The 15,343-nt window shown below is 51.1% G+C and carries 11 protein-coding genes; 7 read left to right on the plus strand and 4 right to left on the minus strand.

From position 1 onward, the window contains the following. Window positions 1-55 precede the first annotated feature (55 nt). Window positions 56-1,324 carry a M16 family metallopeptidase gene (locus ACFMKP_RS06800; RefSeq protein WP_382290255.1) on the minus strand — a complete coding sequence of 423 codons (1,269 nt, stop codon included), beginning with the start codon at window positions 1,322-1,324 and terminating at the stop codon, window positions 56-58. A gap of 453 nt (window positions 1,325-1,777) precedes the next feature. On the opposite strand from ACFMKP_RS06800, the gene ACFMKP_RS06805 reads away from it, so the two are divergent. The 5 genes from ACFMKP_RS06805 (at window position 1,778) to ACFMKP_RS06825 (ending at window position 9,737) form a co-directional block, all read left to right on the plus strand. Then, window positions 1,778-2,275 (plus strand): hypothetical protein, encoded by a 498-nt coding sequence (locus ACFMKP_RS06805; RefSeq protein ID WP_382290256.1) that lies wholly within the window; start codon window positions 1,778-1,780, stop codon window positions 2,273-2,275. A 144-nt stretch (window positions 2,276-2,419) separates the two neighbouring features. Then, the gene (locus ACFMKP_RS06810) at window positions 2,420-2,917 is read left to right on the plus strand and encodes a hypothetical protein (protein WP_382290258.1); all 498 of its coding nucleotides are present in this window, start codon (window positions 2,420-2,422) and stop codon (window positions 2,915-2,917) included. Window positions 2,918-3,376: 459 nt separating this feature from the next. Next, on the plus strand, window positions 3,377-7,597 hold the full coding sequence (locus ACFMKP_RS06815; protein WP_382290260.1) for a S8 family serine peptidase: 4,221 nt from the start codon (window positions 3,377-3,379) through the stop codon (window positions 7,595-7,597). 73 nt (window positions 7,598-7,670) lie between these two features. Then, complete coding sequence (locus tag ACFMKP_RS06820) at window positions 7,671-8,885, plus strand: CCA tRNA nucleotidyltransferase (RefSeq protein ID WP_382290262.1); 1,215 nt, start codon at window positions 7,671-7,673, stop codon at window positions 8,883-8,885. 72 nt (window positions 8,886-8,957) lie between these two features. Continuing rightward, window positions 8,958-9,737, plus strand: a complete 780-nt coding sequence (locus tag ACFMKP_RS06825) for a glucose 1-dehydrogenase (protein WP_382290264.1) — start codon at window positions 8,958-8,960, stop codon at window positions 9,735-9,737. Window positions 9,738-10,270: 533 nt separating this feature from the next. Here the strand turns inward: ACFMKP_RS06825 and ACFMKP_RS06830 are convergent. Next, window positions 10,271-11,011, minus strand: a complete 741-nt coding sequence (locus ACFMKP_RS06830) for a phage antirepressor N-terminal domain-containing protein (RefSeq protein ID WP_382290266.1) — start codon at window positions 11,009-11,011, stop codon at window positions 10,271-10,273. 14 nt (window positions 11,012-11,025) lie between these two features. Continuing rightward, complete coding sequence (locus ACFMKP_RS06835) at window positions 11,026-11,763, minus strand: type 1 glutamine amidotransferase (protein WP_382290268.1); 738 nt, start codon at window positions 11,761-11,763, stop codon at window positions 11,026-11,028. A 117-nt stretch (window positions 11,764-11,880) separates the two neighbouring features. On the opposite strand from ACFMKP_RS06835, the gene ACFMKP_RS06840 reads away from it, so the two are divergent. Together ACFMKP_RS06840 and ACFMKP_RS06845 are read left to right on the plus strand one after the other, a co-directional pair. Continuing rightward, window positions 11,881-12,630: a DUF3592 domain-containing protein gene (locus ACFMKP_RS06840; RefSeq protein WP_382290269.1), complete on the plus strand. Its 750-nt coding sequence runs from the start codon at window positions 11,881-11,883 to the stop codon at window positions 12,628-12,630. Window positions 12,631-13,013: 383 nt separating this feature from the next. Then, window positions 13,014-14,201, plus strand: a complete 1,188-nt coding sequence (locus ACFMKP_RS06845; protein WP_382290271.1) for an MFS transporter — start codon at window positions 13,014-13,016, stop codon at window positions 14,199-14,201. A 353-nt stretch (window positions 14,202-14,554) separates the two neighbouring features. Here ACFMKP_RS06845 and ACFMKP_RS06850 read toward each other — a convergent pair whose 3' ends face one another. Then, complete coding sequence (locus tag ACFMKP_RS06850; protein ID WP_382290273.1) at window positions 14,555-15,340, minus strand: dolichyl-phosphate beta-glucosyltransferase; 786 nt, start codon at window positions 15,338-15,340, stop codon at window positions 14,555-14,557. Between the last annotated feature and the right edge of the window lie 3 nt (window positions 15,341-15,343).

The following is a 15,343-nucleotide window of genomic DNA, read 5'->3' on the forward strand; positions in this document are numbered from 1 at the left end:
GCTTACAATACAGGCTGGCTGGCAGCATTGCCAACCAGCGACTTGCGGCGATGTGCTATAACGTAATAGCGTGTTCAAACTCAGCGGCATCGGCATGCGGGCCAATGATTGCTAAGTATAAGTTATCTGGGCGAATTAGGCGCTGCGCCACCCGTTGAATGTCTTCCAAGGTTACGGCTTCGATCCAAGCAACAATTTGCTCGACAGGAATAACTTCGCCGTAGCGTAGCTCGTGGCGGGCATTGCGATTGGCGACCGACCATGTATCCTCAAGCCCAAGCAACATGCCACCTTTAACTTGCTCTTTGATGCGGTGCAATTCTGCTGGTGTCACCCCGTTATCGCGTAATTTGCGCAACTCTTCGACGACCGCGCTAATTGCATCAACGGCCTTGCTGACCTCCACGCCGCCATAGATAATCCACTTGCCAGCGTCGTCGTATTCGGCGGTGTAGGAGCCGACGCTATAGGCCAAACCACGTTCTTCGCGAATTTCTTGGAACAAGCGTGACGACATGCCGCCACCAAGGATACTATCGAGCACACTCAAGGCCCAACGGTCACTATCGCCATAGCCAAACGACTTCAGCCCGAGCACAAAATTGGTTTGTTCGGTCGGTTTATTCAGCAGATGTACAACTGGCGCGTTGCCAAAACTATTGGTTGCAATTGGCTTGGGCACTTCAAGGCTGCGATAACTGCCAAAGAGACTGGTTAAGCGATCAACAATTTCGGTGCTATTAAAGTTACCAGCCAAAGAGATGACTGTATTGCCAGCGACATAATGCTGATCGCGATAGGCTAAAAGATCCTCGCGGGTAAATGACCCAACGCTTTCGAGCGTGCCAGCAATATCGCGGCCAATTGGCTGATCGCCCCACATTAATTCATCGAGCAACTGATGCACCCATTGGGCGGGCACATCGAGCGACATTTTAATTTCCTCTTGAATCACCCCGCGTTCTTTTTCGATTTCTTTGGGTTCGAATAAAGCAGCGTTGAGCATATCAGTTAATACATCGATGCCACGTTCGGTATGAATATTGGCAACTTTACAGTAATAACAGGTTGTGTCGTAGGATGTGGAGGCGTTGATATAGCCACCAATGCCTTCGATGGCATCGCTTAAATCTTTGGCAGTGGGATATTTGGCGGTGCCTTTAAAAAACATATGCTCTAAAAAATGCGAAATCCCAGTTAGGCGGGCATTTTCGTAGCGCGAACCAACTTGGGTAAAAATACCCATCGAAACCGAATGGGTATGAGGCATTTCATCGGTATAAATCCGCAGACCATTTGGCAAAACTACTTTTACAGGGGCCATGGCGTACTCCTAAAACCTGGTTAAATCATCACATTTCGCAATGGTTTAGGTTAATCATAACACGGCATTTTGCGCCAAGAAACAGCTCTTTTGGTGGGTTAGGCTAGGGGTTACTGGTAATGGCTGATTAGGTGCATGACCGCGCCCACGATGCCTATCCCTAGAAGTTCAGGGCATATACTCCCCTCGACAAAGCGACCAACGAGATTGTATAATCGTGGTTGAGATGGAAGAGCAGCTGCGCAAATTCCCCTTTTTGCATTAATCCCTCCTTCACAAAATTGCTTTCTCATCGCGAACACACAGTTATTGTTATAGGTGAAAGAGATTAATCGCTGTGCTTATCCATTAATCCATAGCGCAATTCGTTCAGGCTGAATTAACGTGTGCAAAGCGCATTGCTCGATGGCGATATTTGGCTGCTTGCTGAGACTTGGCTAAAGGGGATTCGCTATGAAACGTTTCAAGTGCTTGGTTGTTGGCGGGTTGGTGCTGGTTTTGGGAGCGTGTGGGCCAAGCCAACCTGATCCAACGGCCCAAGCAATTACCTATCGCCTTGCCAAAGAGGGCGCTGACTTTAGTGATGCTGCCAGCGTTTATCTTCCCAAGAACTGTTTTGATCTGCATGAATCAATCACCATGCAAATCACCTTGCAAGCAGGCAACATCGATCTTGATTTTGCGCAGCGCTCATTCATTGTGCAAGGCCCGCTGTATACCGATAAGACACCACAACGGTTTGTCTGGACTCCCCCCACCGCAACGGTGCTTCGAGCCAGCGATCCTGCTCAACAGTACGACTGGACGCTTCCCAACCTCGAGCCGGGGATGTATATACTCGTAATTGGGAGTGGAAACAGCGAACAAGTCACACGGATGCTGTTTGGTGTCACCTATCTGCAGAATTTCTATGATGTTAACATTCCGTGTGCGCAACTCGAAGCAGAATAACTATAGCAGGTCGTCAGCTCAGCGTACCAAATGAGGCTTACATCCATTGTTTGGTTGCTGGCGGCAGCGCTGCTGTTAAATAACTATGCTTCTGCGCTTCTCCATATGATTAAAAGAGTATCCATGCAGATGAAAGGATTCGCTATGAAACGTTTCAAGTGCTTGGTTGTTGGCGGGTTGGTGCTGGTTTTGGGAGCGTGTGGGCCAAGCCAACCTGATCCAACGGCCCAAGCAATTACCTATCGCCTTGCCCAAGAGGGCGCTGACTTTAGTGATGCTGCCAGCGTTTATCTTCCCAAGAACTGTTTCGATCTGCATGAATCAATAACTCTGCGTCTGACGTTGCAAGCAGGAACCATCAATCTTCATCTTGAGCAACTCTCATTCATTGTGCAAGGCCCGCTGTATACCGATAAGACACCACAACGGTTTGTCTGGACTCCCCCCACCGCAACGGTGCTTCGAGCCAGCGATCCTGCTCAACAGTACGACTGGACGCTTCCCAACCTCGAGCCGGGGATGTATATACTCGTAATTGGGAGTGGAAACAGCGAACAAGTCACACGGATGCTGTTTGGTGTCACCTATCTGCAGAATTTCTATGATGTTAACATTCCGTGTGCGCAACTCGAAGCAGAATAACTATAGCAGGTCGTCGTGAGCGATTCATACTTATTTTAATAGCCAAGCACGATTTAACAAGGCTGCATAGGTGTCATTTACGATTGATAGTTGATTGGTCATCCAACTGGATACACTACGATTAACCCAATAATCACCCCTTAATCAGTTCTTCATCAAAGAGAGAATGTGTTATAATACAGCGCATCATATCGACAATCACCAATTAGTCCCGCTTTTTTAGTCCCAATCAGCGCCATATAGGCGTGAAATCTCAAACTCTCCCCACATCGGTTGTACTATTTTCAGCCACGGGGTTCTCTCTGCAATCATCTGCCAAACTCTGTTTTTAGATGGGTTTGGTTCAGGCTATAGATTGATATGCGAATTAAGGCACTGTCGATAAGGAGGTTGATTTTCGTCGTTGTATTCCCAATTCGCCCAGGTCTGAATTCGATATAGCTGAAGGAGTAACTGGTAGTGAAACATCGTTACACTCGTTTAGCAACGGTCTTAGCGTTGTTAACCATGTTAGCGGCCAATTTAAGCGCTAACAACGTCACACGGGCAGCAGAACCCCTCAAGCCCAGTGTCGAAACGGCAACTGATTCGCTGCAAGTGAATCAAAGCACTGCTAACCGTTCAAACAAACCCACTCTTGCCCCATTGTATGGTGAATTTGCCAAATCTGGCTCGGTTAAAGTTATTGTTCAGTTCCACGAAGCTCCGTTGGCAACCTATGCTGGCGAAGTTAATGGTTTGAAGGCCACTGCCAATGCGCAAACTGGCCGTAACAAACTCGATGTCAAGACGGCTGACTCCCAAGCCTACTTGAAATATCTTGATGGCAAGCATGCAAGCTTCCTTAAAGATGTCCAAGCCAAATCAAACCAAATCAAGCAACTTGCCGATTATCAAGTAGCCTTGAACGGGATGTTCTTGGAAGTTGATGTTTCAGCAATTACCGTATTGCGCAATCACCCTGAAGTTGCTTCGGTTGAAGTTGCTCCAGTCGAAAAGCTCGATACCGATAGTAGCAACCAATTTATTGGCACTGCAAGCTTTTGGCAAAACCTTGGCGGTGGCAACACTGGCACCAATGCCGGTGAAAACATCGTCATTGGGGTTATCGATAGCGGTATCTACAACCCTTCAAGCACTGTGACCAGCACTGGTACCCACCCATCATTGCGCGACCCATCACCAGTTGGTGGCGATTACAGTGCATGGCCAGGTGGTTACAAAGGTGTTTGTGCTACCTCAGGTGCTCAAACACAAGATGGTAGCTTTGGCCCCTGTAACGACAAGCTGATTGGGGCTTGGTGGTACAACAGCGGTGGCATTGCTAATCCTGGTGAAATGAAATCACCAATGGACCAAAGCGGTCACGGCACCCACACCGCCACAACTGCTGGCGGTAACGGTGGCACCGTTTCACCATTCGGCACCGTTTCAGGGGTTGCACCTCGCGCCCGCATTATCGCCTACAAAGTCTGTTGGGAAGAAGATCCAACCGACACTGAAGACGGCGGATGTAATGGTGGCGACTCAGTTTCAGCTATCAACCAAGCCTTGATTGACGGCGTTGATGTGTTGAACTACTCGATCAGTGGCGGCAACTCACCATGGACTGATGGCGTTGAAGTTGCGTTCCGTAATGCCAACGCTGCTGGCGTGGTTGTTAGCGCCTCAGCTGGTAACGCTGGTACCGTTGGGAGCGTTGCTCACAACTCACCATGGTTGATCACCGTTGCTGCTAGCACCCAAGCCCGCGAATTCAAAGGCTATATTAGCAACTTAAGCGGTGGCACTGGTGCTGCTCCAACCCCATTAGTTGGTGCGTCACTCTACCCAGGCTCAGTTACTGGCCAAATCAAATTGGCTCCACCACAAGCAGGTGAAACTGTTGCCCCAAGTTTGTGTGTATCGCCCTATGCACCAGGCACCTTCCAAGCAACCGATATTGTGATTTGTCGCCGTGGGAATAACGCCCGCGTGCTCAAATACGCTAACGTGTTTGCTGGTGGCGCTGGTGGCGGGATTATCGTTAACGCTACCGACAACCAAGGGATTGTTGCCGACTACTGCGCCAAAGTCTGTGTTCACCTCGAAAAGAACGCAACCTTGGAAAGCGCAGCTGGCGAAGCTTTGGTAACCTACGTTCAATCAGGCACCGTCACCGGTAAAGCCGATGGTGGGGTTAAAGTTACTGGCCCTGGCGATAAGATGGCTGGCTTCAGCTCAATGGGTCCTTCGCCAGTCAAAAACTTGATCAAACCAGACGTAACCTTGATTGGGGTTGATGTCAACGCCGGTCATACTGCGTTCGTTTGGGATAACGATTTCGTCGATGGCGAATTGTTCCAAGTTATCGGTGGTACTTCAATGTCAAGCCCGCACAACGCTGGCGTGACCGCCTTGATGCGCCAAAAATACCCAACTTGGACTCCATTTGAAATCAAATCGGCCTTGATGACGACCGCTAAGACCAGCGTTGTTAAGCCAGATGGCGTAACCCCAGCTGATCCATTCAACATGGGTGCTGGTCGCGTCGATTTGACCAAAGTATTCAGCGCTGGTTTGGTGCTGAACGAAACCGTTTCAAACTTCGTTGCAGCAAACCCATCAGCTGGTGGCAACCCTGCAACCTTGAACATTGCCAGCGCCGCCAACGACGCATGTGCAATTGAATGTACGTGGACGCGGACTGTCAAGAATACCTTGAGTGTTGCAACAACCTGGACTGTCAGCGGTTCAACCTCGCCAGTTACGGTTACTGCAACTCCTGCAAGCTTGAACTTGGCTCCAGGTGCAACCGGCACCATTACGATCAAGGCTAATGTTGCTGGCCGCCCAATCAATGGCAACTGGATCTTTGGTGAATTGCGCTTGACTGAATCAGCCAACCGCGCACCAGCCGTCCACTTCCCAATTGCAGTCAAGGCAACTTCAGGTGGCGTGCCCGCTAACGCTTCGGCAACCACCCGCCGCGATAGTGGCAAGGTGACGGTTGGCGGCTATAACGCTATCAATGTTACCAACTTGACCATCCGCGAATTTGGTTTGACCAAAGGTCTGCAGGTTACTGAAGTTATCACTGGTGACAGCGATGACGGTTCAGTCTATGATGACATCAATGATGGTACCTTCTATAAATCGTTTGTGATTCCTGCTGGCGCAAGCAAATTTGCTGCCCGCATCGCTGAAACGACCTCAGAAGATGTCGACATGTACATTTTCCGCGATATCAACGGCGATGGCATTCCGCAAGAAAGCGAAGAAATTGGTACCGCAACGACCCCATCAGCCTTAGAAACCTTCTCGTTGGCTAACCCAGTTGCTGGCACTTATATTATCTTGGTGCAAAACTGGGCCGAATCAGTCAATGCTCCCGACCCAATTACGCTCGAAGCCTACTATATTCCAACCACCAACCTTGGGAACTGGGATGTTGTTGGTCCAGCCAACGTTTCAGGCAGCGCTCCATTCAGCGTTGATATTTACTGGGACGAGCCAGCCCTCGAAGCTGGTGATGTTTGGTTTGGCGAATTCGACCTTGGCACCAGCCCAGCAAACCCAGGTAGCATTGGCCGCACCACCTTCCGGCTCGAAGTCTTGGAGCCAGAAGTTAGCGTCAATGTGAGCGACACAACGGTTGATGTTGGCGAATACGTCACCTATACCTTGACGATTTCCAACGCTGCCGCGATGGACGATACCTTCTATGTAACCAACACCTTGCCTGTCGGCTTGGAATTAGATGCAAGCAGCTTGCCTGCTGGCGCTAGCTACAACGCTGCAACCCGCACCATCACCTGGAGCGGCGTGGTCGAAGGTGCTGATACAGGCTATACCTTCAGCGATAGCCGCAACGGTGGCGTAGCATTCGATAACTTCGATGTTTCAGCCGATGCGAACGCTACCGCCGTTTGTGCCGAAGCTCCATTCGCCTCATGTGATGAAGCAATCATTGGCTTTAATATTGCACCATTCAATATTCGCGCCTTTGATGTCAATCACAGCGAAGTGCTGATTAGCTCAAATGGTACCTTGCACCTTACCGATGTTGGGGCCAACGATGATCTGTTCACCGCACAGCAAATGCCTGATCCAACCGCTCCTAACGGAACGTACTCAGGTTTGTGGACTGACTTGGACTTGAATGGTACCTCATCAACCGATACCGGTGGTGGCGAGTTCTATGTCTTGATTGTTGATGGGGTCAATCCAAACGAGCCTACCGCACCTTATGTCGCAATCGAATACCAAGGTGCTCAACAATTTGGTTCAGCCACTTCGAACCTTAACTTTACCAATTATGCCCGCGCTGATGGTGAAGTATCAGAGTTCTGTACTGTCTATGGTACGCTCACTGGCAACTTAACCACCTTTGGTGAGGGTGTTGCAGTTGGGATCGAAAATAACGATGGTACGTTGGGTGCAACTTACTACCATAGTGAAGATAGCTCAACCAGCGCTCGCGTTCCAACCGCAGGCGCAACCATCTGTACTTCGGTTGGCGCTGGCGAACCAGGTACGCTGACCTTGACCTACCGCGCTCGCGCAACCCAAGCTGGCACCTTGACCAACAGCTTTGAATATAGCTCGGCTTCAGATCGCAACACTGGTAGTGTTGAAGTCGCAATCGAAGCAGTTCAAGCAGTGTTCAAGATCTTCTTGCCATTGGTTAGCAAGTCGTAAGTTTTGACCAATTGTCGGTTACAATGCCCTCACTCCTTGCGAGTGAGGGCATTTTTTTATTTGAGATCGCTCAATGTTGTATGATCTTACAGCGTTTTTTAGCCAAGCTGCCGCGCCATTGCAGCAACGCATCGTCTGGCTGATGCAGTATGCAGCTGAACAGCGTTTGGCCTGCTATGTGGTTGGTGGCTGCGTTCGCGATTGGCTGCTGGCGCGCCCAGTTGGTGATATAGACATTGTAGTCGAGGGCGATGCGATTGCGCTGGCCGAGGCTTGGGCCGCAGTTTGGCCTGATCAGCTGCATACTCACCCGCCATTTGGTACCGCAACCCTGAGTTGGCTGGATACTGGTACGGTGGTCAGCTTGGATCTGATTTCTGCCCGCCGTGAGCACTATCCCCAGCCTGCGGCCTTGCCAGTCGTTCGTTTTGCTGGCTTGGTTGATGATCTGGCGCGGCGCGATTTTAGCATCAACTGTTTGGCCTTGCAGCTGGTCAATCAACCAACCAACGTGATTGATCCGCACAATGGTTTGGTTGATCTTCAGCATGGTTTGATTCGGGTCTTGCATGAGCGCAGTTTTATCGATGACCCAACCAGAATCTTGCGGGCCGTGCGCTTTGCAGCCCGCTTAGAATTTAGGCTTGAGCCAACCACCGCCGAGTGGTTGCAACAAGGCTTGCCGTGGCTCGATCAGACCACACCCGCCCGTTTGTGGAATGAATTGGGTTTGCTGTTAAGCGAGCCAAGTGCGTTCAAAGCGCTAAGTTTGGCTGATGAATGGGGCGTGCTGCGCCAACTATTTGGTTGTGCTTGGCCACCTGCCCTCAATCAACAAGCCCAAACATTGCTTACAAATTTGCCAAACGAGCAATTGGCAATTGGCTGGTTGCTGTTGATGAGCCAACTTGAACCAAGCGTTGCCCAAGCCCAAACTCGGCGCTTTGGCCTGCCCAAGCCGATTCGTCAAGCAGTTGCGCAATGGCATGAATTGGCGAATACTGCTGCTCCGCTGATCAACACCACGCTCTCGGCAGGCAAGCTTGATCGCTTACTTAGCCCGTTTGAGCCGTTGGTTTTGCAGGTTTGGGCCAGTGCCCAAATGCCCATCGTTCAACAGCAAATTGACTATTACTTGCAGGTGTTGCGGCCAATTGCTAGCCAGCTAAGCGGGCGTGATTTGCAGGCCCAAGGGATTAAGCCAGGCCCAGAGTATAAAAGCCTGCTCGCCGATGCGCGTGAGCAGCAACTTGATCAATTTGCAACTGAAAATCCGAATTTTTGCTAAGATAGACGTGGATGAGCCAAGGCGATTAGCAATTGTTTCGGCCCAAGCAGAATCGCCCTTGAACTAGGAGTAATGCCAATGACGACATTCGATTTAAGTGGCAAGGTGGCAATCGTAACTGGTGCATCACGGGGAATTGGCGAGGCAATTGCCCAACATTTTGCCCAAGCAGGAGCCAAGGTTGTGGTTTGCGCGCGCAAATTAGAAAGCTTGCAAACCGTCGCCGATAGCATTAATCAAGCTGGTGGCACGGCGCTGGCCGTAGCATGTCACACGGGCAAGCGCGAGCAAGTGCAAGCGGTGGTCGAACAAGCTTTGGCCGCATGGGGCCGAATCGATATTGTAGTCAATAATGCAGCAACTAATCCGCATTTTGGTCCGTTGCTCAACTCCGATGCTGCCCAATGGGATAAAACCTACGAGGTCAATGTTAAAGGCTATTTTTGGCTGATCCAAGCGACTGCTGAGGCCATGCAAGCCCAAGGCGGGGGCGCGATTATCAATGTTGCTTCGGTGGCAGGCCTGCAACCAGCGACCGCAATGGGAATTTACAGTATCTCCAAGGCAGCAGTGATTGCCATGACCAAGCAGTTGGCTCAAGAATTAGGCCCATTCAATATTCGGGTCAATGCCTTGGCTCCAGGCTTGATTAAAACAAAATTTAGCTCAGCGCTGTGGGATAACGAGGATCTGAATCAGAAAATTGTGGCGGGCACGCCCTTAGGCCGCATTGGCACGGTCGATGAAGTTGCCGCCGCTGCCTTGTATCTGGCCAGCGATGCCGCCGCCTTTACCAGCGGCACTGTGCTGACCATGGATGGTGGCAGCCTTGTGGGCGGAATTTTGGGCTAACAAAGAACAGAGAACAGAGAGCATAGAACAGAGGGCAGAGATCAGGGGTTTGGGATACTATTTCAACCACGAAGGACACGAAGAGCACGAAGAAAATGCGGGCGAGGGGCTTTCATTCCGTGGTTGTTGCATGATTGCGTGGTGAAAACGGGTGCTCCCCCTCGTCCGCGTTCAGTGGGAGAGGGGGGTAGCTTACGCTTACGGGGGTAGGTTGTTAAGATCCCCTCACCCCAACCCCTCTCCCGTGGCGCGGGCGAGGGACTTTTGGTTGCGTTGGTTTGGCATGATTGGTGGTAAACACTGGTTGGCTCCCCCTCGCCCGCGTTCAGTGGGAGAGGGGGCTGGGGGGTGAGGGAACATGATTGCCAATCCAATGTACCAATACACATAGCCTAGCCCCCGAATCCTGACCCCTAACCCCTACTTCATCCTTCGGTCAATCTTCGTCTCTGCGTTTAAAGCTACTCTTTTGGCTTTTGATTTGTTCTCTGTTCTGTGAACCTTCATCCCTCATCCCTCATCCTTCATCCTTACTAAATATCGGGCATTGGTTCTGGCTCGCCGAGGGCATCGCCATACCAGCGTTCGAGCCAGGCCAAGGCTTCGCTGAGCCGTGCTTGGGGCATGCGGCGGTAGGTTGTGATGCCCCATTGGCGATACAAGCCATCAAAAATCGCCGGATATTCGTTGCGCCGCGAGCGTTCGCCCACCACCTGGGCGACCCGCCGCACCGTTCGGGCCAATAACACCGCGTTGGCCTCGATTTCGGCGCTCATGCCGCCCATTTCGCGGGCTTCAACATCGGCGCTAAGCTGGCGCTCAAGCAACATCTGCTCGCGGGTTAGGTTGGCCACGGCCAACGCCCCACGATAGGCCACTTCGGCTTGGGTTTGCTCCCAACGGTTGGGCAATAGTTGGTCGTTGGTTTCAAAGCCTTGCGGGCGAAAGCTCTGCCACAGCACCGAGGCCATTTCGTTGCTCAATGCTTGCACAATTGGCGCAGCCTCAGCACTCACGCTTTTGGGATCAAGCCCTGCCACCCACAAGGGAATAAGATCGATGCGCAAACATGGCTGGCGTTCATCCTCGCCATCGAGATTGGGCACGCGCAGTTGGCGTAAGCCATCTGCCAAGGTGGCATGCGCTTTGATTCGCTTGAGTTGCGGCGCATGCAGAATTTCCAGCATGGCACAGATTACGGGAATTGAAGCATAGGTTTGGTTGGGATCGAGTGCGAGAATCTGGCCTAGCTCGCTATTATAAAAATGTTGCATATCAATCCTTTTAGCTAGCCTTTGAGGCGTTCGAGCATGGTGTTGTGGGCGGCTAGTTCCAACTGATCGTCAAGTGGTTTGAGGGTGGCGTTTGAGCCATAGCGCCGTTGCAGCGCTAGCTCAAGCAAATGGTCGGCAAAATGGGGATTTTTGGGCAGTAACGAGCCATGCATATAGCAGCCAATGACATTTTGCCAAACTGCACCTTCGCTGCCATCTTTGCCGTTGTTGCCATGGCCAGCCAACACCTTGCCCAAAGGCTTAACCCCCGATCCAAGGAAGGTTCCACCACTATGGTTTTCGAAGCCAACTAAGGTTTGATTACCAGTGCCCCAATTGGCCTCGATCAGCAAATTGCCAATCAGGCGTTGGGTGCTGCCCACGGTATGCACATCCAACAAGCCGATGCCTGGTAATTTCTCGCCAGTATGGGTCAGAAAATAATGGCCGAGCAGCTGATAGCCACCACAAATTGCCAACAACACCATGCCAGTTTCGGCGGCGCGGCGCAATGGCTCTGCTTGTTGCTCAACAAAATCAGCAGCGATTAACGCTTGGCCACTATCTTGGCCCCCGCCAAAAAATGCCAAATCGACACTTTGCCAATCGATGCTGCTGCCAGGCATCACCGGAATCAGGGTTGTTGTAATATCGCGCCATGCACAGCGCTGGCGTAAGGTGATAATATTGCCACGATCACCATAAATATTCATCTGTTCAGGGTAAAGATGAGCAATTGTCAGGTTGTACATCGCATCCTCCACGTATTCGTGCTCATTGTACTACGCTCAGCTGCTTAACAAAACCTTGATACTCATCGCGTATAACTGTTAACTGTGTTTGATGTTGTACTGCTCAAAGGATAGTCTATGCACCCATTTTTACTTAATCCTAAGAATGCCGCTGTTGTGACGCGCCAAAAACCCTATGGCAGCGGCAAATTTGTTGGCTTTATGTTGCTGTTTAGTCTGCCGTTTTTGCTGGTTGGCTGTATCGCCTTGGGCTTTTTACTGCGTGATTTTAGCAATACGCAAGCGCTGATTAATGGCGATGATACCCAAGCAACGATCACCCAGCTTAGGATCGAGAATAGTGGCGATGATCCGAGCTATTTTGTCGCTTATCGCTTTGAGGCTCCGTTCAATGGCACGAGTCGCAGCTTTGAATCAAGCCATAGCATTGATCAAGCAAGCTATCATAGTTTGAGCGAAGGTGCTTCGGTGGCAGTTCGCTATGACCCTGCCAATCCAGAGATTTCCAAATTAAGCGCGCTGGTGAATTGGAATAATGTGCTGATGCAGCTGGCATTTGCCGTGATGTTTAGTTTGTTTGGCGGGCTAGCGTTAATCTTCTTTGTGATTCGGCCATGGCGTTTGACCAAGGCGTTGCGCGCGCGGGGCCAAATGCTGCCCGGACAAATTATTAATGCCAGCGCTGAGAAAGATGGCGATGGCGATTGGAATTTAGAAATTAAGTATTATTTTGTTTCGCCGCATGGCGTAGGAATAACCAAAACCCAAAGTGCGATTCGCAACGATTTACGCAACACCGCACCACCGCCAGCCAACACGCCAATTGTGGTGATGTTTGCTGATGAGCGAAATTTTACGTTGTTGTAAATTGGGTTCCCCTCTTCCCAACCCCTCGCCTACGTGGCGGGCGAGGGGCTTTCATGCCGTGGTTTTTACATGATTTGTAGTGAAAATTGGTGCTCCTCCTCGCCTGCGTCTAGTGGGCGAGAGGACTGCTTACAAGGCTCGGTTGTTAAGATCCCCTCTCCCACATGGCGGGCGAGGGGCTTTTTTATGGTGGTTCTGCCGCACTACGTGGTTAAAAACGGGTGCTCCCCCTCGCCTGCGTTCAATGGGAGAGGGGGCTGGGGGGTGAGGGGATTCCACTGCAAGCATGAGATAAATCAGTTCCAAAGCCTGATGGCAAAACCACGATCTGCTATATACTTATCCTAATATGCGGGAAATTTCATAGGCGCTTTGGAGGCTGCATGGCAACGCGGACAAGTGGGCAGGCTGTCGCTCTGACAGGCCTTTCGGTCATGGTGATGATGACGTTTTCACACGCCATGAATGATATGTGGACTTCATTGCTCTCGCCATTGCTGCCAAGCATTAGCGATACCTATCAGGTGTCGATTGGCCAAACTGGGATTTTGGTGGCGATTTTATCGTTTGCTGGCTCGATGCTTCAGCCATTGCTTGGCGCAGTTGGCGATTATGTTGATCGGCGCTGGTTGGCGGCGTTTGGCCCGGTGCTGACGGCAGTTGGCCTAACATTAATTGGCTATATGCCCAACTTTTTTATGCTCGGTGCGTTGATTATGCTTGGCGGTTTGGGCAGCGCAATTTTTCACCCTGCTGGGGCTGCCTACATCGCCATGGGCGCGAACCCTAATCAACGTGGCTTGTTTGTTTCGATCTTCTCTGCTGGTGGAACGTTGGGCATGGCCTTTGGCCCCTTAATTGTTGCCCAGTTTGATTTGAATAGCTTGCCCTATTTGCTGCCAGCTGGCATTCTGATTGGGATTATAACCTTCTTGCTGATTCCTTCGGCGGCCCAAAATCGTAGCCAACCAAAAACGTTGCGCGATTATATCAGCGTATTTCAAGGGCCATTGCGTTGGCTCTGGTTTATGAGCGTACTGCGCTCGCTTTCGAGCGTTTCATATAGTAGTTTGTTGGGCTTTATGCTGCGTGATCGCTATGATCAGGCGCTGGCTGATGCTCATGTTGGCCCAACCTTGGCAGTATTTAACATTGCATCGGCGGTTGGTGGCATTGTGGGCGGGCGAATTTCAGATCGAATTGGGCGCACAGTGGTATTGCGTTCTAGCATTTTGAGCACAATTCCCCTCTTTATTGGCTTAGTCTTGTCGTCGCCCTTGGATTGGTGGTATTACCCCTTGACGGCGGTGGTTGGGGCAATGGTGATGGCGAATATTCCGGTTTCGATTGTGACCGCCCAAGAGTATGCGCCGCAACATATTGCAACTGCAAGCGCCATGATGATGGGCTTTGCTTGGGGAACCTCGGGCGTGCTCTACCCAATTATTGGTAGCCTCGCCGACTTAACCTCGCCAACGTGGGCGATGATTGCGGCGATTGGTTTGCTCTTGCCAGCCTTCTTTATTACGGTGCGCTTGCCAGAGCCTGAACGCACAACGACGATTGGCTAAGATACAAGGATGAATTATGAGGGATGAAGTGAGGACAGAATATTAGGATGGCTATGGGCTAGAGGCTATTTGTACTGGTTCATTGGGTTGGCAACTGTGTCCCCTCACCCCCCAGCTCCCTCTCTCACTGCACGCGGGCGAGGGGGAGCACCCATGTTCACCACGCAGTGCGGCAGAACCACAGGATTAAAGCCCCTCGCCCGCCACGTGGGAGAGGGGTTGGGGTGAGGGGATCAAGCCATGGTTAACCTAATGAACTATTACAGTTAGAGGCTAGTGACTATCGGAGATCGATTTGAATCCTAACCAATGTTCCGATAACCAATAGCCTCTGGCCTTCGTGCTCTTCGTGGTTAAAAAATATGCTCTATGTTCTTATTTTTCACATCGCGATACTGGCCAGAGAGTGCATTCCAGCGCACTTTGATCACATCGCGCAAATTGCGCCACGAATCGCGAATATTATCGACCTTGGTTTCCTCGCCATAACGCCAGGTAACGGGCACTTCGGCAATTTTATAGCCACGGCGCAAGGCCAAATACAACACCTCAACATCAAAGGCAGTGACGGCAGCACCTTTGGGTGCTTCGGTTGTATCGTCATATAAGCGCATGCGGCCAAAGACATCGTGCGAGGCTTCGCGGCTGAAAACTTTAAAACCGCATTGGGTATCTTGAAACTTGCCAATGCCCAAAACGCGCACAATCAGGTTGAACACTCGCCCCATCAGGTGACGCATAAATGGCTCGTCGATGCGGCTGGCTCCTGCGCCCTCGCGCGAGGCAATTACAATATCATATTGTTGTTGGAGTTTGGCTTCGAGTTTGGGCCATTCGTTCATGGGCACTGCCAAATCGGCATCGGAAAAGAGCACATACTCGCCGCTGGCTTGGGTCATGCCAGTGCGCACGGTGTAGCCTTTGCCGCGATGTGGATTTTGAATAACTCGTGCTTGAGCATAGGCGCTGCATGCTGCTTCAGCAACTGCCACCGTTTGATCGCTACTGCCATCATCAACCACCAATAACTCCCATGACCATGGTTGGGCGTTGAGAAATTGCAAAACTACAGGAAGGGTTTGTGGTAGTCGGCGGGCTTCGTTATAGGCCGGAATTACCACCGAAAGATACGGGGCCATGGG

Source organism: Herpetosiphon sp. NSE202 (assembly GCF_042688385.1).
In the GTDB taxonomy this organism is placed as follows: domain Bacteria; phylum Chloroflexota; class Chloroflexia; order Chloroflexales; family Herpetosiphonaceae; genus Herpetosiphon.